Genomic DNA, 24,090 nt, shown 5'->3' on the forward strand with positions numbered 1-24,090 from the left:
GAGAGCGCACAACATAAAGGGAGAGCGAGACATCATGGATTGTGGACAGTGTGGCAAGCAGAACCCGCCAGAGGCGCGGTTTTGTATTCAGTGTGGTGCGCCACTGGCGGCCGGAGTCGGTAGTGACGACGGCCCGCCCGAGGCGCGCGCGGCCTACGGTGGCTTCTGGGTGCGCGTGGGGGCCTATCTGCTGGATGCGGTGATTATCGGTGTGCCGCAGATCGTGGCGCAGGCGCTGATCAGCCCGGAGACCCTGGCTGCGCGCGGGCCGGATGATCCCGTGCCGCCGGGGGAGGCGGCCTGGTTTCTGGTGAATGTCGTGGTGGCCTGGCTGTACTGGGCCGGCATGCACAGCTCCCAGTACCAGGCGACGCTGGGCAAGATGGTGTTCGGGCTGCGGGTGGTGGACTTCCAGGGCGAGCGGATCTCGTTCCTGCGTGCGACCGGGCGGCATTTCGCGACCATCCTGTCCGGGCTGATCCTGATGATCGGCTACATCATGGTGGCCTTTACCAAGCGTCGGCAGGCCTTGCATGACCTGATCGCGCAGACTTTGGTGGTACGCAAGGAGTGGGTGCGCTGATTGTGCCAGGGACGACGCCCGACTCCCGGTTCGAGCCGCAGCGCGCGCCATGAGTGAGGCGGCGAAGCATTTCGATGTGGTCGTGATCGGGGGCGGGGCGGCCGGGCTGATGTGTGCCCTGACGGCGGGCGACCGCGGGCGCCGGGTGCTGGTGCTGGACCACGCCAACCGGGTCGGGAAGAAGATCCTGATGTCGGGCGGCGGCCGCTGCAACTTCACCAACATGTACTGCGAGCCGGAGAACTTCATCTCCGCGAACCCGCATTTCGTGAAGTCCGCGCTCAGCCGCTACAGCCAGTGGGACTTCATCGCCCTGGTGGACAAGCACGGCATTCCCTACCACGAGAAGAAGCTGGGCCAGCTGTTCTGCGACCATTCGTCGAAGGACATCGTGCGGATGCTGCTGGACGAGTGCGCGGCGGCCGGTGTCGCGGTGCGCACCGACACGCCGGTGACGGATGTAGAAACGGGCACGCCGCACCGCCTGCAGGCCGGTGCGGAGGCCATTGCCTGCGAGTCGCTGGTGATTGCCACGGGCGGCTATTCCATCCCGCGCATGGGGGCCACCGGATTCGGGCTGGACCTCGCGCGCTCGCTGGGGCTGCCGGTGCAGCCAACCCGTCCGGCCCTGGTGCCGTTCACCCTGAGCGGGCGGCCCCTGGAGGAGCTGGAGGGGCTTTCGGGTGTGGCGCTGGATACGGTGACGACGGCCGGGGGCATGGGGTTTCGCGAAAATCTGCTGTTCACGCATCGGGGATTGAGCGGGCCGGCGGTGTTGCAGGCGTCGTCCTATTGGGAGGAGGGGCAGGCGGTGGCGATCGACCTGTTCCCGGGCATCGATCTGGCGGCGCATCTGCGCGAACTGCGCGAGCAGCGTCCGAAGCTGGAGCTCAAGAGTGTGCTGGGCGAGCAGCTGACGCGCCGGGTTGCGCAGCGCTGGTGCGAGTTGTGGGTGGAGAACCGGGCGCTGGAGCACTTGAGCAACGCGGATATCGAGCAGGTAGTGGCCGCTTGTCAGCCATGGACGGTGTGGCCCGCAGGGACCGAGGGTTATCGTACGGCGGAGGTCACCCTGGGCGGGGTGGACACCGCTGCGCTGTCATCCAAGACGATGGAGTGCCGGACGATCCCGGGACTTTACTTCATTGGCGAGGTGGTGGATGTGACCGGGCACCTGGGTGGCCACAACTTCCAGTGGGCTTGGGCCTCCGGCCACGCCGCGGGCGAGTACGCCTGAGCGGTTTTCGTGCGCCGAGCACACGGCCTTTCGTGCTGTTCCGGAAACTGTGGTGGGGTTTTCCCTGTCGGGTTGGAAGAACCCGCGGAGGGTGACTACTCTTCGAGGGCAGTCCCACGCAGAAATGCAAGGAGCAGGCATGAAGATCGATCAGTTGGTAGAGACGGCCGAAGCGATGGTGGCCCCCGGCAAGGGCATCATCGCCATTGATGAATCCACCGGGACGATTGCCAAGCGCCTGGGCGCGGTCGGTGTCGAGAATACCGAGGAGAACCGCCGCACGTACCGCGAGCTGTTGCTGACGACGCCGAAGCTGAAGGAGTACATCTCGGGCGCGATCCTGTATGACGAGACGCTTCGCCAGTCCACCCGTGACGGCAAGCCGTTCGTGGACGTGATGAACGAGGCCGGCATCCTGCCCGGCATCAAGGTCGATACCGGCGCGAAGGATCTGGCCGGCTTCCCCGGGGAGAAGGTGACCGAGGGCCTGGACGGGCTGCGCGAGCGGCTCGAGGAGTACGCGCGGATGGGGGCCCGGTTCGCCAAATGGCGCGCGGTCATCACCATTGGCGAGGCCATGCCCACGGATACCTGCATCGAGTCGAATGCGCATGCCCTGGCACGGTATGCCGCACTGTGCCAGGAGCACGGGATCGTGCCGATCGTGGAGCCCGAGGTCCTGATGGATGGCGACCATGACATCGAGACCTGTTACGGCGTGACCGAGGCGACCCAGCGGGCCGTGTTCCGGGCGCTGTACGAGCATCACGTGCTGCTCGAGGGCACCATCCTCAAGGCCAGCATGGTGTTGCCGGGCAAGGACTGCCCCGAGCAGGCCAGTGTCGAGGACGTCGCCCATGCGACCCTGCGCTGCCTGGAATCCGCCGTGCCGGCGATCCTGCCCGGGGTGGTGTTCCTCTCGGGGGGGCAGAGCGACGCCGATGCCACCAATCACCTGGACGCCATGAACCAGATCGGTGGGACACCGTGGCCGCTGTCCTTCTCCTATGGCCGTGGCATGCAGCAGGCCGCGATGGAGCTTTGGGGCAAGGATCCCGCCGCCAATTTCGAGAAGGCCCAGCAGACGGTGTTCGAGCGCGCCCGGGACAACGGGCTGGCGGCCCAGGGAAAGTACGGGGCCTGAGGTCGCCGCCTGCCAACCGCGGTTCGCAAGCGCGGCAAACGGATCGGCGTATATATTGATCTGGATCAAGAAAGACCGTCGGAAGGCTGACTAGCCTGAGATCGTCGGATCCGATCCTCGGCCCAGCAAGGGATGCACGATCCCCCAGCGTGCGCTGCGGGCCGATTGCTTCCGACGGTGTATGTCGCGTCTTGGCCTGCTATCTCCGGATAGCAGGCTTTTTTGTGTCTGCACCGGTGCGAAATGTGACGGGCCTGGCAAAAAGATGGAAATTCGCCAACACTCAGGAAATGGCGTGTTTTTCTCCCGATCTCCATCAAACAGCGCCAAAATACGCTGTTGTTGTGCGCATTCCCCCGTCCGGTCCGGGGAACATTCGCGGTGGCCGTGCGTCGGGAGCTTGGTAAGGGGTGCGATTGGCGTCCCGGATAAAACCAAGCCACCAAGGAGATCCATATGAGTCTTACGCGCAGAGAGTTTCTCGAAGCCATGGTCGCGGCCAGTGCCGCCGGCTTCTCGATGAATGCCTGGGCAGGCGAGAAGGGGTCCTGGAAGCCGGCCGATGCAAACATGTACGACCTGCCGAAATTCGGCAACGTGTCGCTGCTGCACTACACCGACTGCCATGCGCAGCTGAAACCGGTGCACTTCCGCGAGCCGGACGTGAACATCGGCGTGGGCGATATGCAGGGCAAGCCGCCAGTGCTGGCCGGCAAGGAAATGCTGGAATATTTCGATATCCAGCCGGGCACGCCGCTGGCGCATGCTGTCACCCATATGGACTTCAAGTATGCGGCCGAGAAGTACGGTCGTCTGGGTGGGTTCTCCCATCTGTCCACGCTGGTCCAGAAGCTGCGCGCGGATCGCCCGAATTCCCTGTTGCTGGATGGTGGGGATACCTGGCAGGGCTCCGCCACCTCGCTGTGGACGAACGGGCAGGACATGGTCGATGCGCAGAAACTGCTGGGCGTGGACATCATGGTCGGCCACTGGGAGTTCACCTTCGGCGACGACCGGGTGATGGAGATCATCGAGAACGACTTCAAACCCAATAACATCGAGTTCCTGGCGCAGAACATCGAGGATCGCGACTGGGGCGACCCGGTCTTCGAGCCCTATACCATCCGCGAGATGAATGGCGTGCCGGTCGCCGTGATCGGCCAGGCGTTTCCCTATACATCCGTGGCCAACCCTGACTACATGTTCCCGGACTGGAGCTTCGGCATCCGCGACGAGAACATGCAGCGCATGATCGACGAGTGCCGCGAGAAGGGCGCCAAGGTGGTGGCGATCCTGTCGCACAACGGGATGGTCACCGACATGGAGATGGCCCGTCGCCTGCGCGATGTGGACATCATCATGGGCGGGCACACGCATGACGCGGTGCCGGGCGCGATGGAGATCGAGAATGCCGGCGGCGAGACCACGCTGGTCACCAATGCCGGCTCCAATGGCAAGTTCCTTGGTGTGATGGATCTGGATGTGACCGATAGCGGCATCCGCGACTACAAGTTCACCCTGCTGCCGGTGTTCTCCAACCTGATCGAGGCAGATGCCGAGATGGAGGAGCACATCCGCTCGGTGCGCGAGCCCTATGAGGACAAACTGAATGAAGAACTGGCCGTAACCGACGGTGTTCTTTACCGCCGCGGCAACTTCAACGGTACCTTCGACGAGGTCATCATGGATGCGATGATCAAGGAGATGGATGCCGAGGTGGCCCTGTCGCCCGGCTTCCGCTGGGGTATTAGCGTCCTGCCGGGTTCGCCCATCACCTTCGAGGAGTTGATGACGCAGACCGCGACCACCTATTCGGAGACGCAGCGCAACGAGATGACCGGTGCGCAGCTGAAAAATGCCCTGGAGGACGTGGCCAACTCGATCTTCAATGCCAATCCCTACCATCACCGTGGCGGGGACATGGTGCGGACCTCCGGCATCGAATACACCATCGATCCGCACGAATCGATGGGCAGCCGCATCAGCGATATGCACATCAATGGCGAGCCGCTGGACCCGGACAAGAACTACGTGGTGGCCGGCTGGGCCAATGTCCACGAGCCGCTGGACACCGATCCGGTCTGGGAGGTGGTCGCCGGGTATCTGCGCGACCGCGACACCATCAGCCCCGGCAAGCCCTACCTGCCGAAGCTGAAGAATGTCGAAGGCAATCCCGGCCTGGCCCGCTGATCGCCGTTTGGCTTGGCCCGCGCACGCGGGCCGGGTAGTCTCGCAGCCGCCGTGCACCATTCGGGTGTGCGGCGGCTTTTTTGTGTGGGAGAGGGGTTCTGGGATGGAAGCGAGCGGATCAGGCTTTTCCGGCCTGCTGCTGTATTGTCGCGCGGGCTTCGAGGCGGACCTGACGGCCGAGCTGACCGACCGCGCAGCGCGCGCGGGGCTGGGTGGCTTTGCGCGGGTGCAGCCAGGCCGCGGGTACGTCCATTTCGAGCCGGCCGGCTGCACGGTGGAGGGGCTGGCGCGCGCCTTGCCCTTCGAGGAATTGATCTTTGCGCGGCAGGTCTTTCCGGCGTTGCCCGCACTCGAGGGCCTGGATCGCGCGGATCGGCTGACGCCCATCATCGAACAGGCGTTTGCAGCCGGATGCCCGGTGGATTCCATCTGGCACGAGATGCCCGATACCAACGAGGGCAAGGGCCTGCGCCGGTTGATCAAGGCCGTGGAACGCCCGCTGGCCTCCGTCCTGCGCAAGCGTGGGGTCCTGCGTTCGCAGGCAGGCGGGGTGCGCCTGCATGTCTTCTGGCACTCCGGCGACTGCGTGCAACTGGGCCTTAGCCGGCCCGGCGAGCGCAGCGAGTGGCCGGGCGGCATCCTGCACCTGCGCTCGCCGCGCGAGGCACCCAGCCGGTCGACCCTGAAGTTGGAGGAGGCCTGGCACACCTTCATCCCGCGGGAGGCCTGGGACACGCGCCTGGCTCAGGGCATGCAGGCCGTGGATCTGGGGGCAGCCCCGGGCGGCTGGACCTGGCAGCTGGTGCGGCGCGGCATGTACGTGCACGCAGTAGACAACGGCCCGATGGATGCCCCGTTGATGGCAACCACCCAGGTGGAGCACCACCGCGAGGACGCCTTCTCCTGGGTGCCACCGAAATCGGTCACCTGGCTGGTCTGCGACATCGTGGACAAGCCCTCGCGGGTGGCCGCACGCATGGCGGACTGGCTGGAGGCCGGCTGGTGCCGCGAGGCCATCTTCAATCTCAAGCTGCCAATGAAACAGCGCTGGCAGACCGTATACGACTGCCTCGACCACATCGAGGAACGCCTGCTGGATGCCCGAATCACCCACCGGATGCGGGCGCGCCAGCTCTATCACGACCGCGAGGAGATCACCGTGCATGTAGAGCGGGGCTGAGTCGGGTTCTACTCGCCCTGCACCGTGATCGTGAGCTTGCGGGTTTGGGCGGCGTAGCGGTGCTCCCAGAGGAAGAGGCCCTGCCAGGTGCCGAGGATCAGTCGGCCTTGGCCGACCGGCACGGTCAGGTCGTTGTGCGTGAGCATGGCGCGGGCATGGGCGGCCATGTCGTCGTCGCCTTCCATGTCGTGGCGGTAGGCGGGGTCGCCGTCCGGGGCCATGCGTGCGATCAAGGTCTCCAGGTCGTGGCGGACGTCGGGATCGGCGTTCTCGGTGACCAGCAGGGAGGCGCTGGTGTGATGCTGGAAGACGTGACAGGTGCCGGTGGTAATGCCGGAGGCGCGTACGATGTGCTCCACGGCGGTGGTGATGTGGTGGGTTCCGCGGCCTCGGGTCTGCTGCGTCAGGGTGTCCTGGTAGACGGCCATGCGATTCCTCGAATGCAAACAAAAAAGCGCCCGTAGGCGCTTGATTGGTCGATCTAAATTGGTGGAGGCGGCGGGAATCGAACCCGCGTCCGCAGGACCTCCGCCTTCGGCTCTACATGCTTATTCTGTCTTTTAATTTAACCAGCGACTACCCGACAGGCAGGGAATGTAGCTGGCGATCCCGGTTGAGTTTTAATGGATCCACGCCGGGCGCGCTTCACCACGATCTTATGAGAGTCGACGCCCGATACTGGACGCATAAGCACGGCTCCAGTCGGACGGCATCTACCGGTTTTTAAGCGGCGAGTGCGTAGTTGTCGTCGTTGGCAACTATTTTTTTGCAGCGGTTTTAACGAGGTCCACTACAGCCTCGGCATGCACCTCAGGTTTCGCGACCCGCGTCGAAGCCATGTCGCCCCCAAGTACTACATGGACAGGGTAACGCATCGGGAGTTCCCCAACCAGCGCAATTGCGGTCACGTACCGGTCCCGCGCGGCAGGCGCCTCCGGTACAATGCGCGGCTTTCGGTACGTCCGGTTTCGAGGAAGCGTAATGCGGGTTGTGGATGGGGGCGCGGCGGTCTCGCCGTTTCGACTGCGGGCTCTGGAGGCAGGGCTGCGGGCAAGCGTACCGGGTGCCGGCCCGCTGGCGGCACGGTTCATCTATTTCGTGGCGACTCGCCGTCGGCTGAGTCCGGACGAGGAGGCGGTGCTGGCGCGCCTGTTGCGCGAGGGCGATGCCTGGGAGGCCCCCGAGTTTGCGGTGCAACGCGAACTGGTGGTGATCCCGCGCTTTGGCACGATCAGCCCGTGGTCGTCCAAGGCCACCGAGATTGCCCACCATGCCGGGCTGGAGGACGCGGTCGAGCGGATCGAGCGCGGCATCCACTGGCAGATCGGGGGCGAAGCAGCGGCGAGGGCCGATTTGGAGGCGCTGGCCGACCTGCTCCATGATCGCATGACCGACGCGGTGATCGAGGACCCGGCGGCCGCGGCCCAACTCTTTCACCACGAGACGCCACGGTCGCTGGGGCGTGTGGAGCTCGGCGAGGATGCCCGCGCGGCGCTGGAGCGCGCCAATGGCGAACTGGGCCTGGCGCTGTCCCCGGACGAGATCGATTACCTGGCCGATGGGTTCTCCGCGCTGGGGCGCGCGCCGACCGATGCCGAACTGATGATGTTCGCGCAGGCCAACTCGGAACACTGCCGGCACAAGATCTTCAATGCCGCCTGGGTGCTGGACGGCGAGGCCGACGAGCGCACGCTGTTCGGGATGATTCGCCAGACCCATGCGCGCCATCCCGAGGGCGTGCTGTCCGCCTATAGTGATAACGCATCGGTCATCGCCGGGCATGAAGGGACGCGCCTGATGCCGGATGCAATTACCGGCGAGTATCGTCGCGAGGCGCTGGATCTTGCGATCCTGATGAAGGTCGAGACGCATAACCATCCGACCGCGATCTCCCCGTTTCCCGGGGCTGCCACCGGCTCCGGTGGCGAGATCCGCGACGAGGGCGCGACGGGACAGGGGTCCAAGCCCAAGGCGGGGCTGACCGGGTTCTCCGTGTCCAACCTGCGCATTCCCGGCTTCGAACAGCCCTGGGAGCGGGATTTTGGCCGCCCTGGCCGAATCGAGAGCGCGCGCCAGATTATGCTGGACGGCCCGATCGGCGCGGCGGCGTTCAATAACGAGTTCGGGCGGCCGGCGCTGGCTGGCTACTTCCGCACGCTGGAGATGGCGCTGCCGGATGCCGCGGGCGGCGAGACCCTGTACGGCTATCACAAGCCGATCATGCTGGCCGGTGGGGTCGGGTCGATCCGGGGCGAGCACGTGCACAAGCAGGATGTGCCGGCCGGTACCCCGATCGTCGTCCTGGGCGGTCCCGCGATGCTGATCGGCCTGGGCGGCGGGGCGGCCTCCTCGATGGCGAGCGGGGCGAGTTCGGAGCAGCTGGACTTTGCCTCGGTGCAGCGCGGCAACCCCGAGATGGAGCGGCGCTGCCAGGAAGTGATCGACCGTTGTACGGCCCTGGGGGCCGGCAACCCCATCCTGTCGATCCACGATGTGGGTGCGGGCGGGTTGTCCAACGCGATTCCGGAGATCCTGGACGACGCCGGGCGCGGCGGGGTGATCCAGCTGCGCGACCTGCCGACGGCCGAGCCGGGTCTGTCGCCGATGGAGCTGTGGTGCAACGAGGCGCAGGAACGCTACGTGCTGGCGATTGCCCGCGAACATCTGGAGACCTTCCGTACCCTGGCGGCGCGTGAGCGCGCCCCGTTCGCGGTGGTGGGCGAGGCCACGGACGAGGGACACCTGAAGGTCGAGGACGACCTGTTCCACGAGCCGCCGGTGGATATGCCCATGGGCATGTTGCTGGGCAAGATGCCGTTGATGACCCGCGAGGACCAACGCCGGGCGCCGCCGGTGACGGACTTCGACCCCGAGGCCTGTCCGTTGGCGGAGGCGCTGGAGCGCGTGCTGCACATGCCTTCGGTCGCGGCCAAGCACTTCCTGATCACGATCGGGGATCGCAGCGTGGGAGGGCTGGTCGCGCGCGATCAGATGGTCGGTCCCTGGCAGGTGCCGGTGGCGGACTGCGCCGTCACGCTGACGGATTTCGATGGGTATACCGGCGAGGCGATGGCCATGGGCGAGCGCACGCCGCTCGCGATCCTGTCGGCGCCGGCCTCCGGGCGCATGGCGATCGGCGAGGTGGTGACCAACCTGGCCGGGGCCGATATCGACGGCACGGATGCGATTCGCCTTTCGGCCAACTGGATGGCCGCCGCCGGGGTGCCGGGCGAGGACGCCAACCTGTTCGACACCGTGCGCGCCATTGCCGAGGACCTGTGTCCGGCGCTGGGGGTTTCGATCCCGGTGGGCAAGGACTCGCTGTCCATGCGCACGGTATGGGAGACCGAGGACGAGCAAGCGCGGCACATGCACGCCCCGGTCTCGTTGATCGTCTCGGGCTTTGCCCGGGTCGCGGATGCCCGCCGGACCCTGACGCCCCAGCCTGACCCGGCGGCGGATGACCGGCTGTGGCTGATCGATCTGGGCGAGGGTCACGCGCGCATGGGCGGCTCGGCGCTGGCCCAGGGTTACGGGCACGTCGGCGAGACCGCTCCGGACGTGGTGGACGCCGGTCGTCTGCGCGCCTTCTTCGGCGCCATCGGCACCCTGCGCCGCAACGGCCTGTTGCGCGCCTACCATGACCGCTCCGATGGCGGACTGATCACGACCCTGCTGGAAATGGCCTTCGCCGGGCGCTGTGGGCTCGATGTGGAGATCCCTGGCGGCCAGCCAGTAGCGGCCTGGCTGTTCAACGAGGAACTGGGTGCGGTGGTCCAGATGGCCGCGGGTGCCGAGTCCGCGCTGCGCGACGCCTTCGCCGAGGCGGGGCTGGAGGCGCACCTGCACCCGGTGGCGCGCCTGCGCGAAGACGAACAGATCGTCATCCGCCAGGACGGGCGGGATCTGTACACCGGTGACCGTGCCGGTCTGCAGCGTCAGTGGCAGGAGACCTCGGCGCGCATGCAGCGGCTGCGCGATGATCCGGAGTGTGCCGACGAGGAGCTCGCGCGGGTGGATGCCGATGGCGGTCTGCAGCCACGGGTGAATTTCGATCCGGCCGAGGATGTGGCCGCCCCGATGATCGCGCGCGGCGAACGTCCGCGCATTGCGATCCTGCGCGAGCAGGGGGTCAACGGGCAGCTGGAGATGGCGGCGGCGTTCGAGCGCGCCGGGTTTGCCCCGGTGGACGTGCACATGACTGACCTGCTGGATGGGCGCCAGGATCTGGGCTCGATGCAGGGGATGGCCGTCTGCGGCGGGTTTTCCTACGGCGACGTGCTGGGTGCCGGCGGCGGCTGGGCGCAGACCATCCTGAATCATCCGGCTCTGCGGGATGCCTTCCAGGGGTTCTTCGAGCGTCCCGAGACCTTCACGCTGGGGGTCTGCAACGGCTGTCAGATGCTTTCGCATCTCGCGCCGCTGATCCCGGGAGCGGATCACTGGCCGCGCTTTGTGCGCAACCGGTCCGAGCAGTTCGAGGCGCGCCTGTCGCAGGTGCGCATCGAGCCGGGCCCGGCCGTGCTGCTCGACGGAATGGCCGGCTCGGTGTTGCCGGTCGTGGTCTCGCATGGCGAGGGACGCACCCGCTACGCTGACGGTGTGCCGGTCCACGATCAGGCCACCCTGCGCTACGTGGAGGCCGATGACACCCCGGCGACGGTTTATCCGGCCAACCCGAATGGTTCTGCCGGCGGGGCCACCGGCTTCGCCAGCGAGGATGGGCGTGCGCTGATCATGATGCCGCATCCAGAACGGGTGTTCCGCAGTGTGCAGCATAGCTGGCACCCGGCGGACTGGGGCGAGGAGGGCCCGTGGTTGCGGCTGTTCCGCAATGCCCGGGTATTTGTCGGCTAAGGCCCACCATGGTCTATAACGGAAACATTTGTTCCGGCGACGAGGGAGGCGGGAGCGCACATGGATGACGCCAGTCAGGACGAGTTTCTCGGAGATGACCTGCGTGTGACGACCGCGCTGATGATTGGTCCGTCGGTCCGGCCCGCCACCGATCCGGTGCTGGCGCAGCGCCTCATCGAAAACCTGGACCTGTTCGACGCCGCCCACCCACGCGGCGCGATGCCGCACGAGGACGAGACTTCGCCCGAGGTGCAGCGCCTGGAACACAAGCTGGATCTGTTGTTGCACCTGGTCGCAGAGTCACTCCACCCCGAGCGTCCCGATCCGGTGGAGGCGACGCTCAGTGGCCACGGGGTTGTGCTGCCCGCGGGCACGTTGCCGGAGGGTTGTGAGCGCGTGGAGGTCTACCTCAGCCGTCTGTTGCCCCAGCCGTGCGTGCTAGGCGTCGAAAGTCCGACGACACGCGGAGGCCTGCAGATGACACGCTGGACGGGGGTTGAAGGTCCCCTGGAAGAGGCGATCGGTCGCTGGATCTTTCGCTTGCATCGCCGCGAAGTCGCCGGGAAACGCCAGAAAGTTGACGGCAATCACAAATAGGCTCGATACCTCGAACTCGATCACACCATTGGATGCCGGCCGGGGCTTTTCCCGGGTGGGCGCATCCGATCGCGGCAGTCGGGGCACAGCGGTATGCGGGATTCGGGGGAACAGCAACAGGCGATGCGCATTGCACTTAGCGGCGATGCAGGAGCCACGGACGCAACACAGGCCATCCTGAACTGCCTCGGCTGCGTGGCCGAGACCCACACCAACCCCACTGACCTGATGGATGGCACACCCGCCGCAGCCGTGTGGCTTTGCGGGCCTGCCGCCGAGCTGTCCGCACGCCTGCAGGAGCCGCGCGGGGATTTGGCGCCGGTTGTCGTGCAACCGACTGACGGTGGCAAGGTGCAGGCCGACGGGGTGGATTGCATCGTCGAGCATCCGCTCTCGATTGGCCGGGTTTCTCAAGTCCTCCAGTGGCTGCGCTTCGGTCGCGAGCCAGGGTACGACGATATCCCCGGGCTGGTCGGGTCGCATCCGACCATGCAGGCGGTCAAGCGTCTGGTCGGGCAAGTGGCGCGAACCGATGCCACGGCGCTGATTCTGGGCGAGACCGGTTCCGGCAAGGAGGTGGTGGCCCGCGCGATCCACAACGCCTCCGACCGCGCGGATAAACCCTTCGTGGCAGTCAACTGCGGCGCCATCCCGGCGGACCTGCTGGAGAGCGAGCTGTTCGGCCACGAGAAGGGCGCGTTTACCGGCGCCTTCACCGCGCGCGCCGGCCGGTTTGAACTGGCCGAGGATGGCACGCTGTTTCTCGACGAGATCGGCGACATGCCGTTGCCGATGCAGGTGAAACTGCTGCGCGTACTGCAGGAGCGGGTGTTCGAGCGGGTGGGTTCCAACAAATCGATCTCGGCCCGCGCGCGAATCATCGCGGCTACCCACCGGAATCTGGATGACGCGGTGGCCGATGGTGGCTTCCGTCAGGATCTGTTTTTCCGCCTGAGTGTATTCCCGATCGAGCTGCCACCCCTGCGCGAACGCACCAGCGACATGCCGCTGCTGATCGCCGCTCTGGAAGACCGGCTGCGCGAGCAGGGCATGGCCCCAGCCCACCTGACCCCTGCGGTGGTTGCCCACCTGGGTCAACTGGCGTGGCCGGGTAATATCCGCGAGCTGGCGAACCTCCTGGAGCAGCTTGCGATCATCTATCCGGATCTACCGGTGGACCTGGCGCAGCTGCCACCGCGGGTGCGTCCGGACGGAATCGAGGATCTGACCCTGCCGCCGACTACGCCGAATGGTTTCGAAGGCGGTTCCGCGGCGGGCGCCAACCTGCTGGCCGGTGGTTTGCCACCGGAGGGCGTCGATCTGCGCAGCTTCCTCAACGACCTGGAACGCGACATGATCACCCGTGCCCTGGACGAGACGGGACACGTGGTGGCGCGCGCCGCGCGGCGTCTGGGCATGCGGCGGACCACCCTGGTTGAGCGCATGCGCAAGTTCGGGCTCGGCAAGGCCTGAGAAGACGCGAATGCGGGCGTGAACGCGCCCGGAAATCGGTGTGCTCAAGTGGACGGAATCCCGTCACTCGCAGGAGCCTACGTGGACGATCCCAGCGTCATAGGCTTGACGAATCCCGGTTCGATCCAGAAAAACCCTCTATAAACCAATCGCCTGCATTGGTGGCGCGATGTTTGCTAGATCTTCCCCGAATCGATACGGGAAGAACTTCATGTCGCGAGCCACGATCCTGCTGGTGGATGCCGAACCCGAACTACGAGAGGCCGTGGTCCAGGTGCTGGCCACGATCCCGCGGGTGCGTCTGCAGACGTGTACTGCCGACGCGCTGGTGCAATGCCTGGAGGTGTCCGCCCCGGCGGTCATCCTGCTGGCGCATCCTGCGGACGTGTCCCGGGATGCCCTGAGCCAAGCCACGGCAGCACTGGCGGCAGTCAGCCGCGACGCAAGCCAGGATCAGGAACTGGCTGCGATGCGACATGGGCTTGAGGCGCACTTCGCGCTCCCGCGGATGGCGGACGAGCTGGCCGGGTGGCTGCGTCCGCGGGTGCGGCCGGAGCCGTCGCTCGAGGTCCCTGCATTGGTGACACGCAGTCCCGTTATGCGTGGCATCGATCGCTTCGTTACGCGCATTGCCGGCAGCACGGCAACCGTCTTCGTTACCGGTGAGTCGGGGGTGGGCAAGGAGGTCCTGGCGCGGCAGCTGCACGCGCGCTCGCCGCGGCGACGGGGACCATTCGAAGCGATCAACTGCGCCGCACTGCCCGAGGCGATGCTCGAGGCGATGCTCTTCGGGCATGCCAAGGGCGCCTTTACCGGCGCGGTCGAGGCGCGACCGGGCAAGTTTGTGCGGGCCGACGGCGGCACATTGCTGCTGGACGAAGTGACGGAGATCCCGGTGCATTTGCAGGCAAAGCTGCTGCGTGCGCTGCAGGAGCGCGAGGTCGAGCCCCTGGGCGGGCGGCGGCCGCAGCGCGTGGACGTGCGCGTGATCGCAACCTCCAATCGCGATTTGCGCGCGGCCGTGGCCGAAGGGCATTTGCGCGAAGACCTGTACTACCGACTGAACGTATTTCCCCTGTGCATCCCGCCACTGCGCGAGCGTGCAGAAGATATTGTGCCCTTGGCCGAGGCGTTGCTCCGACGCCTGAGTGGCGGCCAGCTCCAGACCCTGGATGACGGCGCACGACGACGGCTGCGCGAACACGACTGGCCGGGCAACGTGCGCGAACTGGCGAACGTGATGGAACGCGCGGTCACATTGCATGACAACGCGGATCCGCAGGTGAGTGCAGAGTCGGTTTGGCTGGATGCGGACATGGTGAACCCCTGGAGTACCGGGGCCGGCGAGGTGACCCCCGGGGCGCAATCGATACCGGATGACGAGAACCCGACACCGATGCTGGAGCAGACCCTGCAGACGCAGGAGAGCCGGGTGATTATGAACGTCCTGCGCGAGTCTGGCGGGCGGCGCAAGGAGGCCGCCGACCGGCTGGGAATCAGCCCCAGAACATTGCGTTACAAGATTGCGCGTCTGCGGGAGCACGGCTTTGCGGTGCCCGCGTCGGGCTAGTGTGCAGTCGCCTGGCATATGGATTGCTTGAGAGTTTCTGTCGAACACGAAAATACGGCGGACCCTTCGTGGTCGGTCGGCCGGCGTAACAAGACGCCCCGGGGGTAGTGAGCATGAGCGAGATGCAGATCCAGAACGTCCTGCAGCAAATGCGTCAACTGACGCAAGCCAACGGCGTGGAGAACACGAATGCGGCCCAGCAGACGCGCGAACCCCAGCGCGTCGGCGGCGCGGACTTTCAGAACGTGCTGACGGAGTCGCTGCGGGGCGTCAATCAGGTGCAGCAGCAGGCGACCGATCTGCAGACGCGCTTCGAGCTGGGCGACGACAACGTGAGCCTGCCGCAGGTGATGACCGCGATGAGCAAGTCGAGCATCGCCTTCGAGGCGACCAACCAGGTGCGCAACCGTCTGTTGACGGCGTATCAGGAAATCATGCGGATGCAGGTCTGATCGGCCGATCGGGCTGAGGGAGAGAACGGACGATGGCCGAAAATGCACAATCCCTTCCCGCGGTGGTGACCGGCGGGATCAAGGAGTTTAACGGGATGCCTGCGGGCCGCCAGCTGGCCCTGATCGGCATGCTGGCGGGTGCCATTGTGGTGATTGTGGCGCTGCTGTACTGGGCGCTGCGCCCGACCTACGTACCGCTGTTTCCGCGCATGGATGCGGAGGATGCGGCGGAGGTCGTGCAAGTCCTTTCGCAGGCCGGTATCCAGTATCAGGTCGATTCCACGACGGGGCAGGTGAAGGTACCCCAGGGCGAGGTGGCGGGCGCGCGGCTGCAGCTGGCCGGTGAAGGCCTGCCACGTTCCGGCGATATGGGCTTCGAGCTGCTGCAGGAGGATACCGGCCTGGGTACCAGCCGGATGATCGAGGGCGCGCGCCACCATCGGGCGATGGAGGGCGAACTGGCGCGTACCGTGGCATCGCTGAATGCGGTGGACCGGGCGCGTGTGCACATTGCCGAGGGTGAGCAGTCGGTGTTCGTGCGTGATCGGCGCCCGGCCAGCGCGTCGGTGGTCGTGCACCTGCGCGGTGGGCGGTCCCTGAGCGAGTCGCAGGTCGGTGCGATCGTGCACCTGGTCGCGTCCAGCACCTCTGATCTGGAGCCTGAACGGGTCACCGTGGTGGACCAAAGCGGGACGCTCCTGACCCAGGATGGCGGCGAGTCGGGCATGGGTCGCAGTGGTGACCGCCTGAGTTTCACCCGCGACGTGGAGACCCGCTATACCGACCGTATCCGTGACCTGCTGATTCCGATCGTCGGGCGCGACAAGGTACGGGTGCAGGTGAACGCGGACATCGACTTCTCGAGCGTCGAGCGCACCGAGGAATTGTACGATCCCGAGACGATTGCCTTGCGGTCCGAGCAGACCCGCGAGGACGAGCGCACCGGACCCGAGGGCGGTATCGGGGGTGTCCCCGGGGCGCTGACCAACCAGCCCCCCGCCGGTGGGGTGGTCGGCGAGGAAGGCGAGGAGGGTGAGGGCCCGCCCGCGGCGCTCCCGGGCAGCCGCAGCACCAATATCACCCGCAACTACGAGGTGGATCGCCGCATCAACCATATCCGCGAGATGCCGGGCGGCGTGCAGCGCGTGTCCACGGCCGTGGTGGTGGACTTCCGCCAGGAGGTCAACGAGGACGGCGAGACCGTGCAGGTGGCGAGGGATGCGGAGGAACTGCAACGCATCGAGGCGCTGGTGCGCGAGGCGGTAGGATTCAATGCCGAACGGGGGGATACGATCAATGTAGTGACCGCCCCGTTCGAGGCGCCCATCGAGGCGGTGGCGGCGGACGAAATCGCGTTCTGGGAACAACCCTGGTTCCTCGAGGTGGTCAAGATCGTGGCGGCATTGCTGCTGGCTCTGATTATCCTGTTGACGGTGGTGCGTCCGGCGATGAAACATCTGATGAAGCGGCCGGCTCCGCCGCCGCGGCGCGAGGAAGATCGCGAGGCGCTGACCGACGAGTCAGCCGGCAGCGAGACGGGCATGGCGATGGGCCAGGGCGAGGGTTCGGCCGTGGCTGCGCTGACTGGCCCAAAGGGGCCGGACCAGCAGGAGATGGATCTGGAGGCGGTGCGCGAGATGGTCCGCGAGGACCCCAAGCGCGTGGCACAGGTGATGAAGACGTGGTTGGGTGACGATGGCCGCTGACAAGAACGCCAAACAGGAAGGTGCCGAGCGCGCCGCCGTGTTCATGATGAGCCTCGGCGAGGACGCGGCGGCCGAGGTCATGCGCCACATGGGGCCCAAGGAGGTGCAGAAGATTGGCACCGCGATGGCCTCCATGGACCGCATTTCGCGCAGTGACGTGAACGCGGCGCTGCACGAGTTCTCCACTCACGTGCAGGAACAGACGGCGCTGGGGGTGGGTGCCGACGAGTACGTGCGCAGCGTCATGGAGAGCGCGCTGGGTGACAAGGCCTCGGGCCTGATCGACCGCATCCTGCTCGGACGCAATTCCAAGGGGATCGAGGCCCTCAAGTGGCTGGACCCGCGGGCGATCGCCGACATGCTGCGCAACGAGCACCCGCAGATCGTGGCGATTGTGCTTTCCCACCTCGACTCCGACCAGGCGTCGGACACCCTGCAGTACCTGCCCGCGCGGGTGCAGTCCGACATCGTGATGCGCATTGCGACCATGGATGGCGTCCAGCCCCAGGCCCTGCAGGAGCTGGACGAGATCCTCGACCGTCAGCTTTCCGGCAATGCCGCGAGCAAGACGTCGATGCTGGGTGGCGTGCGTTCGGCGGCCAACATCATGAACTTGATGGAGGGCTCACGGGAGGCGGAGATCATGGATACGATCAAGGAGTCCGATTCCGATCTGGGTTCGCGGATCGAGGAAGAGATGTTCGTGTTCGAGAACCTGGTGGAGATCGACGACCGCGGTATCCAGACGCTGATGCGCGAGATCCAGACGGAATCGCTGGTGCTTGCGATGAAGGGTGCCGACGACGACATGAAGGACAAGATCTTCCGCAACATGTCCAAGCGCGCGGCCGAGATGCTGCGCGAGGACCTCGAGGCCAAGGGCCCGGTCCGGGTCAGCGAGGTCGAGGGTGCGCAGAAGGAGATCCTGTCCGTGGCCCGCCGGCTCGCGGAGAACGGCGATATCGTCCTGGGTGGCGGTGGTAGCGAGGCGATGTTGTGACCGATGGCCCGGCGGCCAGGCTTTACACCGACGCGGCGGCATCGCTCTGGGAGCCGCCGGAGATTGGTGACAATGGGGTCCATCCCCCGCGTCGCCTGCCGACGGCCGCCGAGATCGAGGAGATCGAGGACGAAGCCCGCAAGAACGGGTTCGAGGGCGGTTATGCCGAGGGGCATGAGCTTGGCAAGAAAGAGGCCGAGAAGGCCACCCGGGCGCGCGAGGACAAGAAACTGCGCGAGACGGTCGCCATGCTGGAATCCGTGGCCGGCGGCCTTGCTGATCCCCTGGCGGATGCCGCGGATGCCCTGGAGCCGGAGTTGCTGGCGCTGGTGACGGCGCTTGCACGCAAGGTCGTCCAGAGCGAGTTGGAGACGCGACCGGAGCAGATCCGGACGGTCCTGGAGGGGGCATTGGCCCAGCTTCCCGGGCGCAACCAGGAGGTTCGGGTGCACTTGAACCCGGAGGACCAGGCGCTGGTGGAGGCCTATGGTGAGCGGGCGGATGCGCGCATCACCTGGGTCCCGGACGCGGGCCTGGCGCGCGGCGGTTGTCGCCTCGAATCGGGCGCGGCGAGCGTCGACGCAAGTCTCGAGCGGCGTCTGCAGCACGCGGTGGAAGCCCTCTGGGATGGCGAGTATCCGGAGATGGACAGCGCACCCGACGAGGAAGATCACCAGTCCGCCACTTCCGTGGACAGCGCGGCCCCGGAGGATTCATGAGTACCCCGATTGACGAGGTGCGCCGCAAGGGCCGGGAACGGCTGAATAGCGGCTTGCTGGATCGTCTGCAGCAGTCGCGCGGGCGGGTAGAGCGGGTCAACCCGCCGCAGTCGGAGGGTCACCTGTCGCGCCTGACCGGCCTGACGCTGGAGGCGGAAGGCCTGCGCTTGCCGATTGGGGGGCGCGCGCTGATCCACGGCGAGAACGGAGACACGGTGCCGGCCGAGGTCGTCGGTTTCCAGAATGAACGCACGTTCCTGATGCCCGAGGAGATCGCGGCGGGCCTGACCCCCGGCGCGCGCATCGAACCGCTGGACAACCAGCGTCAGATTCCGGTCGGTGAGGGGTTGCTGGGCCGCGTGATCGATGCCAACGGGCAGCCGCTGGACGGAAAAGGCCCGATCCGTACCCATGATTTTGGGCTGTTGGCCGGGCGGCCGATCAACCCCCTGCAACGCGCACCGGTCCGTGAGCCGCTGGATGTGGGGATCCGGGCAATCAATGGTCTGCTGTCGGTGGGTCGTGGCCAGCGCCTCGGTCTGTTCGCCGGATCCGGGGTCGGCAAGAGTGTGCTGCTGGGGATGATGACGCGCAACACGACGGCGGACGTGATCGTGGTCGGACTGATCGGCGAGCGCGGTCGGGAAGTGAACGAGTTCATCCACGAGATTCTCGACGAGGAATCGCGCACGCGCACGGTAGTGGTCGCGGTGCCGGCCGACCAGTCGCCGCTGCTGCGTCAGCACGGGGCCTGGGTGGCCACTGCGGTGGCGGAGCATTTCCGCGACCAGGGGCTGCACGTGCTGTTGCTGATGGACTCCCTGACCCGCTTTGCCCAGGGCGCCCGCGAGATCGCGATGGCGATCGGCGAGCCGCCGGCCTCCAAGGGATATGCGGCATCGGTATTTGCGCGCCTGCCGCAACTGGTGGAGCGCGCTGGCAACGGCGACGTAGGGGGTGGCTCGATTACCGCCTTCTATACCGTGCTCGCCGAGGGCGATGACCAGAACGATCCGATCGTGGACGCCGCGCGCGCGATCCTGGACGGCCATGTCGTGCTGTCGCGCGAGGTGGCAGAGACCGGGCGCTACCCGGCGATCGACGTCGGTGCATCGGTCTCGCGCGTGATGTCGTCGCTGATCTCGCCGGAACACGAGCGGGCGGCGCGACGCTTCCGCGGCCTCTCCGCCACCTATATGCAAAACCGCGATCTGATCGCGGTCGGGGCCTATCGCAAGGGTGCCGATCCGCATCTGGACGAGGCAGTGGCGATGCACGAGCGCCTCGAGGCGTATTTGGCGCAGGGTCGCGACGAGGCCGTCGGCTTTGACCGGGCGCGGGATGACCTGCTGGCGCTGGTTGGCGGGGCGGCATGAACCCGAAGCGCCTGGAACGACTGTTGCGCCTGCGCCGGATCGAGGAGAGCGAGGCCACCCGCCAGCTGGGTGAACGTCTGCAGCAACTGGATGGCATTGCCGGTCAGCGCGAGCGCCTGGAAACCTATCAGCGCGAGTATCTGCAGGCGACCCTGCCGGATGACGCCAACGCCCTCAAGTGGTTGGCGGGCATGCGCGACCAGTTGCGCTCGGCGCTGGAGCAACAGGACCTGCGCATTCAGGCGGCGGAGTCGCAGGTGGAGACCGCGCGCCAGGAGTGGCTGGAGCGCCACCGCAACAGCCTGTCGCTGGAAAAGCTGCTGCAACGCCGGAAGGCCGAGACGGCGCAACACGGCGCCCGGCGCCAGCAAACCGAACAGGATATGTGGGCCACGCGGCAGGCTCATGCGCGCGAGGAAGCGTCGCGTTGGCAAGGTTCTTGAATGGACCGTGACTATCGATTAGGGCAAGGGCCCGGGGATTCGCCCGGCACACCGAGGATTCGGAGATGATCGCGACACAGAACACCGGTCAGGGCATGCTGCCGCTGCTGCAGTTGCTGGGCGGCGAGGCAGCGCTGCAGGACCTGGACGGCCTGAAGGGGCTGAAAGGGAAGGACGGCGAGGGGTTCCTCGCGGTTCTGGAGCCGCAGATGGAGGCCTTGCTGGCGAACCTGGGCGTGCCCGGGGACGAGCTGGAAGGGCTCGATCTGGAAGCCATGCTGGCGCGGCTGCAGGATCTACTCGACGGGCAGGGTTTCGCCGCGGGCGACGAGGCGGGTGGCAAGGGCTTGCCGGTCGCCAGCCTGATGGCGGGAGTGCACGAACCGGGGCGCATGGACGCCGCCCGTGGGGAGGCGGGCGTCTCTGGCCGCGGGGGTGCCGAGGGCCAGGCGTTGCCGGTCAAGCCCCTGCCTGCAGCCGTCATGCGCCTGTTTGTCGAGGCCAGCCAGGCGGCGGGCGGGCGCGATGGCCTGGCCGCATTGAAGCCCGAACTGCTGGGCGCGCAGGGCGGGCTGTCGCGGGACGGTGTGCTCGATGTCCTCGCCCAGTGGATGACCCAGGGCGGGGACGAGTCGCGTCGGGGGCGTACCGATCCCCTGGGGGGCGTCTTGCCGGCTCTCGCCGGTGGCCAGGTCGAGGGGGCGGACGCTGCACGCGCGTTGCCGCGACTGGACCTGACCCGGCTCCTGCAGCAGCCCAACGGGGCCCGCGAGCTGGCCGATCAGGTGCGCATGCTCGCCCAGGCACAGGGTGGACGAACCGAGCTCAAGCTGCATCCCCCACAGCTGGGCAGTCTGGATATTCGGGTGCTGGTCGAGGGTGACCGCACAAGCATCCAGTTCATCAGTGCCAATCCGGTGACCCGCGAGGTGCTGGAGGCGGCCATGCCGCGCTTGCGCGACAGCCTCGCCGAGAGCGGGCTGATGCTCGAGGACGCGACCGTCTCCGACCAGGCGGCCGAGGAGCAGGCCGAGCAGGATGAGCGCCAGGCCGCCGCCGGGACTGCTTCGGAGCTGGACGAGACCGAAGACCACGAGAATGGGGGCAGCACGCTCTCGATGCTGAACCGGCGCCTGGATCTGTTTGCCTGAGTCGAGCCCGGCGCGGGCTTGGTCTTGCGCTATCCGATGGGCGGCCGGCGGTATCCGTGACCTGCCCCATCGGGCCCCTTTCTCTGTCGTAGCGATCTTCCATGAGTGCCGCCAAGAATCCGTCTTTCCTACGCGGAGGGCGGCCGATTCTTGACGTTATCGGCCGTGCCTTTCCCCGAAGTGTCCTTCCGCCCCCTCCAGTATTGGCTTCTAACTATCGGATAATGCGATAGAAAGCCAATGCTGGCATCCGCCTTGCTAAGGTCTTTGCCGAGAGCAAATCCTCGGTTTACCGGACAGCGAGTGCGACATGGCGGATAAAGAAGTCAATCTGGACGACGACGAAGGCGGCGCCCCCAAGAAGGGCGGCATGGGCAAGCTGATTCTGCTGTTGCTGATCGTGATCCTGCTGGTGGGTGGTGGTGCCGCTGCGGCCTGGTTCTTCCTGGTTGCGGGCGACGATGACGCCGAACAGGTCGAGGAAGGCCCGCCCGAGCGCTTCTACACCAGCCTGGAGCCGATGACTGTCAACATCGAAGCGCCGGGCCGCATCCGGTATCTGCGTGCCGAGGTGAGCCTGGTGACCCACGAGGCGCCGGTGATCGAGGCGTTCGAGCGGCATATGCCGGCGATCCGCAACGACATCCTGGGCATCCTGGCGGAACAGCGTTACGAGGATCTGAATACGCGTGATGGCAAGGAATCGCTGGCGGAGGAGCTGAAGGAAGCAATCCGCGAGATTCTGCGCTCGCGGGATGCGCCGGACGCGGTCGAGGCCGTGTTGTTCAACGAACTGGTGATGCAGTAGGAGCCCCGTTATGGCGCAGACGGATATCCTCAGCCAGGACGAGATCGATGCCCTCCTGCATGGTGTGGACGAGGGCGACGTCGAGACCGAAGACCCGTATCCGAGTGACGGTGAGGCGCGGGAATTCAACTTTGCCACGCAGGATCGCATCGTCCGTGGGCGCATGCCCACGCTGGAGATGATCAACGAGCGCTTTGCGCGTCAGCTCCGGGTCCGTCTGTTCAATGTACTGCGCCGCTCGGCCGAGATCTCGGTGGTCGGCACCCGTATCACCAAGTTCTCCGAGTACATGCACTCGCTGTTTGTCCCCACCAGCCTCAATCTGGTGCGGGCGCATCCGCTGCATGGCACCGGCTTGTTCGTGTTCGATCCCAAGCTGGTGTTCATCCTGGTCGACAACTTTTTCGGTGGCGACGGACGCTACTACACCCGCATCGAGGGACGAGACTTCACCCCGATGGAGATGAAGGTCGTCCACGGCGTGCTGGAGGGGGCCTTCGAGGATATGCAGAAGGCCTGGCAGCCGGTGATGGAGCTCAAGTTCGAGTTCCTGAACTCCGAGGTCAACCCACAGTTCGCGAACATCGTCTCGCCGACCGAAATCGTGGTTATCAGCGAGTTCCACATCGAGCTCGACGGGGGCGGCGGCAATCTGCACGTGACCCTGCCGTACTCGATGATCGAGCCGATCCGCGAACAGCTGGATACCGGCATCCAGTCGGATCGCTCCGATGTGGACCAGCGCTGGATGCACGCGCTGCAGGAGGAGATCCAGACCGCTGAGGTCGAGATCAGCTCCATGCTGGCGGAGACCGAGGTCACCGTGCGCGAGCTGCTGGATATCCAGCCGGGCGACATCATCCCGGTGGACCTCCCCGAGAAGATCACCTTGCAGGTCGAAGACATCCCGATGTTCCGCGGGAAGTTCGGCGTATCCAATGGCATGAATGCGATCCAGGTTTCGGAACGCATTATCAAACGATAGAGGGCGCAGCATGGCTGACACCGACGATCCCAAACAGGACACCCCGGCCGTGGATGAAGATACCGCGGGCGCTGAAACCATGGCCGACACCGAAGGCGGCAGCGATGACCAGGCGCTGGCGGATGAGTGGGCGGCAGCCCTGGCCGAGCAGAAGGATGACGACGGCGAAGACGCGGCTGATCCCGATGAGTTGCTGAACGCCGCGCAAGGCGGGGCTGCTGCGGGGGGAGGTGATGACGCGACCGCCGCGAAGCCGACGCCGAAGTCCGAGAAAAAGGAGCGCAAGCACCAGCCCGATTCGTCCGCGGAGGCCCTGCAGCCCGAACAACTATCGGGGGTGGTGCAGGGCGACGGCGAGGAGATGAATCTGGAGATGGTGCTGGACGTTCCAGTGACGATCGCCATGGAGATCGGCCGCACGCGCATCCCGATCCGCAACCTGCTGCAGCTGAACCAGGGCTCGGTGGTGGAACTGGACCGTCTGGCGGGGGAGCCGCTGGACGTGCTGGTGAATGGCACGCTGATCGCGCATGGCGAGGTCGTGGTTGTCAACGAGAAGTTCGGGATCCGGCTGACCGATGTGATCAGCCCCAGTGAGCGCATCCGCAAGCTCAAATAG

The 24,090-nt window shown here is 66.2% G+C and carries 20 protein-coding genes and 1 other RNA gene; 19 read left to right on the plus strand and 2 right to left on the minus strand.

Annotated elements, in window-relative coordinates; translation table 11 throughout:
• Positions 1 to 34 precede the first annotated feature (34 nt).
• The 5 genes from TVD_RS06195 (at position 35) to rlmM (ending at position 6,334) form a co-directional block, all read left to right on the plus strand.
• A complete protein-coding gene (locus tag TVD_RS06195) occupies positions 35 to 583 on the plus strand; it encodes an RDD family protein (RefSeq protein WP_018145771.1) in 549 nt (182 codons plus the stop codon).
• Between the two features lie 49 nt (positions 584 to 632).
• Positions 633 to 1,820, plus strand: coding sequence for a BaiN/RdsA family NAD(P)/FAD-dependent oxidoreductase (locus TVD_RS06200; protein WP_018169682.1), 1,188 nt, complete (start codon positions 633 to 635; stop codon positions 1,818 to 1,820).
• 139 nt (positions 1,821 to 1,959) lie between these two features.
• Positions 1,960 to 2,964 carry a class I fructose-bisphosphate aldolase gene (locus TVD_RS06205; RefSeq protein WP_047251111.1) on the plus strand — a complete coding sequence of 335 codons (1,005 nt, stop codon included), beginning with the start codon at positions 1,960 to 1,962 and terminating at the stop codon, positions 2,962 to 2,964.
• A 456-nt stretch (positions 2,965 to 3,420) separates the two neighbouring features.
• Positions 3,421 to 5,154, plus strand: coding sequence for a thiosulfohydrolase SoxB (gene soxB / locus TVD_RS06210; protein WP_047251112.1), 1,734 nt, complete (start codon positions 3,421 to 3,423; stop codon positions 5,152 to 5,154).
• 103 nt (positions 5,155 to 5,257) lie between these two features.
• On the plus strand, positions 5,258 to 6,334 hold the full coding sequence (gene rlmM, locus TVD_RS06215; protein ID WP_047251113.1) for a 23S rRNA (cytidine(2498)-2'-O)-methyltransferase RlmM: 1,077 nt from the start codon (positions 5,258 to 5,260) through the stop codon (positions 6,332 to 6,334).
• Positions 6,335 to 6,342: 8 nt separating this feature from the next.
• On the opposite strand, the gene TVD_RS06220 is transcribed toward rlmM, so the two are convergent.
• Positions 6,343 to 6,762, minus strand: coding sequence for a secondary thiamine-phosphate synthase enzyme YjbQ (locus TVD_RS06220; protein ID WP_018176843.1), 420 nt, complete (start codon positions 6,760 to 6,762; stop codon positions 6,343 to 6,345).
• Between the two features lie 59 nt (positions 6,763 to 6,821).
• Positions 6,822 to 7,182, minus strand: a transfer-messenger RNA (tmRNA) gene (ssrA, locus tag TVD_RS14115).
• A gap of 133 nt (positions 7,183 to 7,315) precedes the next feature.
• Between ssrA and purL the strand changes: the two genes are divergently transcribed.
• The 14 genes from purL (at position 7,316) to fliN (ending at position 24,090) form a co-directional block, all read left to right on the plus strand.
• Positions 7,316 to 11,191: a phosphoribosylformylglycinamidine synthase gene (gene purL, locus TVD_RS06225; RefSeq protein ID WP_047251114.1), complete on the plus strand. Its 3,876-nt coding sequence runs from the start codon at positions 7,316 to 7,318 to the stop codon at positions 11,189 to 11,191.
• Between the two features lie 60 nt (positions 11,192 to 11,251).
• Positions 11,252 to 11,788 (plus strand): PilZ domain-containing protein, encoded by a 537-nt coding sequence (locus TVD_RS06230; protein WP_047251115.1) that lies wholly within the window; start codon positions 11,252 to 11,254, stop codon positions 11,786 to 11,788.
• 93 nt (positions 11,789 to 11,881) lie between these two features.
• Positions 11,882 to 13,261, plus strand: a complete 1,380-nt coding sequence (locus TVD_RS06235; protein ID WP_047251116.1) for a sigma-54 interaction domain-containing protein — start codon at positions 11,882 to 11,884, stop codon at positions 13,259 to 13,261.
• 211 nt (positions 13,262 to 13,472) lie between these two features.
• Positions 13,473 to 14,831, plus strand: coding sequence for a sigma-54 interaction domain-containing protein (locus tag TVD_RS06240; RefSeq protein WP_047251117.1), 1,359 nt, complete (start codon positions 13,473 to 13,475; stop codon positions 14,829 to 14,831).
• A 113-nt stretch (positions 14,832 to 14,944) separates the two neighbouring features.
• Positions 14,945 to 15,283 carry a flagellar hook-basal body complex protein FliE gene (fliE, locus tag TVD_RS06245; RefSeq protein ID WP_018937642.1) on the plus strand — a complete coding sequence of 113 codons (339 nt, stop codon included), beginning with the start codon at positions 14,945 to 14,947 and terminating at the stop codon, positions 15,281 to 15,283.
• A 32-nt stretch (positions 15,284 to 15,315) separates the two neighbouring features.
• Positions 15,316 to 16,989, plus strand: coding sequence for a flagellar basal-body MS-ring/collar protein FliF (fliF, locus tag TVD_RS06250; RefSeq protein WP_047251118.1), 1,674 nt, complete (start codon positions 15,316 to 15,318; stop codon positions 16,987 to 16,989).
• The gene (gene fliG / locus TVD_RS06255; protein WP_018145758.1) at positions 16,979 to 17,989 is read left to right on the plus strand and encodes a flagellar motor switch protein FliG; all 1,011 of its coding nucleotides are present in this window, start codon (positions 16,979 to 16,981) and stop codon (positions 17,987 to 17,989) included. The genes fliF and fliG overlap by 11 nt, the downstream gene beginning before the upstream one ends.
• On the plus strand, positions 17,986 to 18,708 hold the full coding sequence (locus TVD_RS06260) for a FliH/SctL family protein (protein WP_018951410.1): 723 nt from the start codon (positions 17,986 to 17,988) through the stop codon (positions 18,706 to 18,708). The genes fliG and TVD_RS06260 overlap by 4 nt, the downstream gene beginning before the upstream one ends.
• Entirely contained in the window at positions 18,705 to 20,084 is a 1,380-nt protein-coding gene (locus tag TVD_RS06265; protein ID WP_047251119.1) for a FliI/YscN family ATPase, read from the plus strand. Before TVD_RS06260 ends, TVD_RS06265 begins: the two co-directional genes overlap by 4 nt.
• Complete coding sequence (gene fliJ / locus TVD_RS06270) at positions 20,081 to 20,527, plus strand: flagellar export protein FliJ (protein ID WP_018169719.1); 447 nt, start codon at positions 20,081 to 20,083, stop codon at positions 20,525 to 20,527. The genes TVD_RS06265 and fliJ overlap by 4 nt, the downstream gene beginning before the upstream one ends.
• Before the next feature lie 65 nt (positions 20,528 to 20,592).
• On the plus strand, positions 20,593 to 21,678 hold the full coding sequence (locus tag TVD_RS06275) for a flagellar hook-length control protein FliK (protein ID WP_047251120.1): 1,086 nt from the start codon (positions 20,593 to 20,595) through the stop codon (positions 21,676 to 21,678).
• 310 nt (positions 21,679 to 21,988) lie between these two features.
• Entirely contained in the window at positions 21,989 to 22,486 is a 498-nt protein-coding gene (locus tag TVD_RS06280; RefSeq protein WP_018937636.1) for a flagellar basal body-associated FliL family protein, read from the plus strand.
• 10 nt (positions 22,487 to 22,496) lie between these two features.
• Entirely contained in the window at positions 22,497 to 23,471 is a 975-nt protein-coding gene (fliM, locus tag TVD_RS06285) for a flagellar motor switch protein FliM (protein WP_018145752.1), read from the plus strand.
• Positions 23,472 to 23,481: 10 nt separating this feature from the next.
• Positions 23,482 to 24,090 (plus strand): flagellar motor switch protein FliN, encoded by a 609-nt coding sequence (gene fliN / locus TVD_RS06290; RefSeq protein ID WP_019562463.1) that lies wholly within the window; start codon positions 23,482 to 23,484, stop codon positions 24,088 to 24,090.

The organism is Thioalkalivibrio versutus (assembly GCF_001020955.1).
In the GTDB taxonomy this organism is placed as follows: Bacteria; Pseudomonadota; Gammaproteobacteria; order Ectothiorhodospirales; family Ectothiorhodospiraceae; genus Thioalkalivibrio; species Thioalkalivibrio versutus.

Coding starts and splice junctions, on each gene's coding strand:
- purL (WP_047251114.1), top strand. CDS start 7,316: ATGCGGGTTGTGGATGGGGGCGCGGCGGTCTCGCCGTTTCGACTGCGG.
- TVD_RS06235 (WP_047251116.1), top strand. CDS start 11,882: ATGCGGGATTCGGGGGAACAGCAACAGGCGATGCGCATTGCACTTAGC.
- TVD_RS06275 (WP_047251120.1), top strand. CDS start 20,593: ATGATCGCGACACAGAACACCGGTCAGGGCATGCTGCCGCTGCTGCAG.
- TVD_RS06240 (WP_047251117.1), top strand. CDS start 13,473: ATGTCGCGAGCCACGATCCTGCTGGTGGATGCCGAACCCGAACTACGA.
- TVD_RS06205 (WP_047251111.1), top strand. CDS start 1,960: ATGAAGATCGATCAGTTGGTAGAGACGGCCGAAGCGATGGTGGCCCCC.
- TVD_RS06200 (WP_018169682.1), top strand. CDS start 633: ATGAGTGAGGCGGCGAAGCATTTCGATGTGGTCGTGATCGGGGGCGGG.
- fliN (WP_019562463.1), top strand. CDS start 23,482: ATGGCTGACACCGACGATCCCAAACAGGACACCCCGGCCGTGGATGAA.
- TVD_RS06220 (WP_018176843.1), bottom strand. CDS start 6,762: ATGGCCGTCTACCAGGACACCCTGACGCAGCAGACCCGAGGCCGCGGA.
- fliG (WP_018145758.1), top strand. CDS start 16,979: ATGGCCGCTGACAAGAACGCCAAACAGGAAGGTGCCGAGCGCGCCGCC.
- TVD_RS06230 (WP_047251115.1), top strand. CDS start 11,252: ATGGATGACGCCAGTCAGGACGAGTTTCTCGGAGATGACCTGCGTGTG.
- fliJ (WP_018169719.1), top strand. CDS start 20,081: ATGAACCCGAAGCGCCTGGAACGACTGTTGCGCCTGCGCCGGATCGAG.
- TVD_RS06195 (WP_018145771.1), top strand. CDS start 35: ATGGATTGTGGACAGTGTGGCAAGCAGAACCCGCCAGAGGCGCGGTTT.
- TVD_RS06265 (WP_047251119.1), top strand. CDS start 18,705: ATGAGTACCCCGATTGACGAGGTGCGCCGCAAGGGCCGGGAACGGCTG.
- fliF (WP_047251118.1), top strand. CDS start 15,316: ATGGCCGAAAATGCACAATCCCTTCCCGCGGTGGTGACCGGCGGGATC.
- fliM (WP_018145752.1), top strand. CDS start 22,497: ATGGCGCAGACGGATATCCTCAGCCAGGACGAGATCGATGCCCTCCTG.
- TVD_RS06280 (WP_018937636.1), top strand. CDS start 21,989: ATGGCGGATAAAGAAGTCAATCTGGACGACGACGAAGGCGGCGCCCCC.
- rlmM (WP_047251113.1), top strand. CDS start 5,258: ATGGAAGCGAGCGGATCAGGCTTTTCCGGCCTGCTGCTGTATTGTCGC.
- fliE (WP_018937642.1), top strand. CDS start 14,945: ATGAGCGAGATGCAGATCCAGAACGTCCTGCAGCAAATGCGTCAACTG.
- soxB (WP_047251112.1), top strand. CDS start 3,421: ATGAGTCTTACGCGCAGAGAGTTTCTCGAAGCCATGGTCGCGGCCAGT.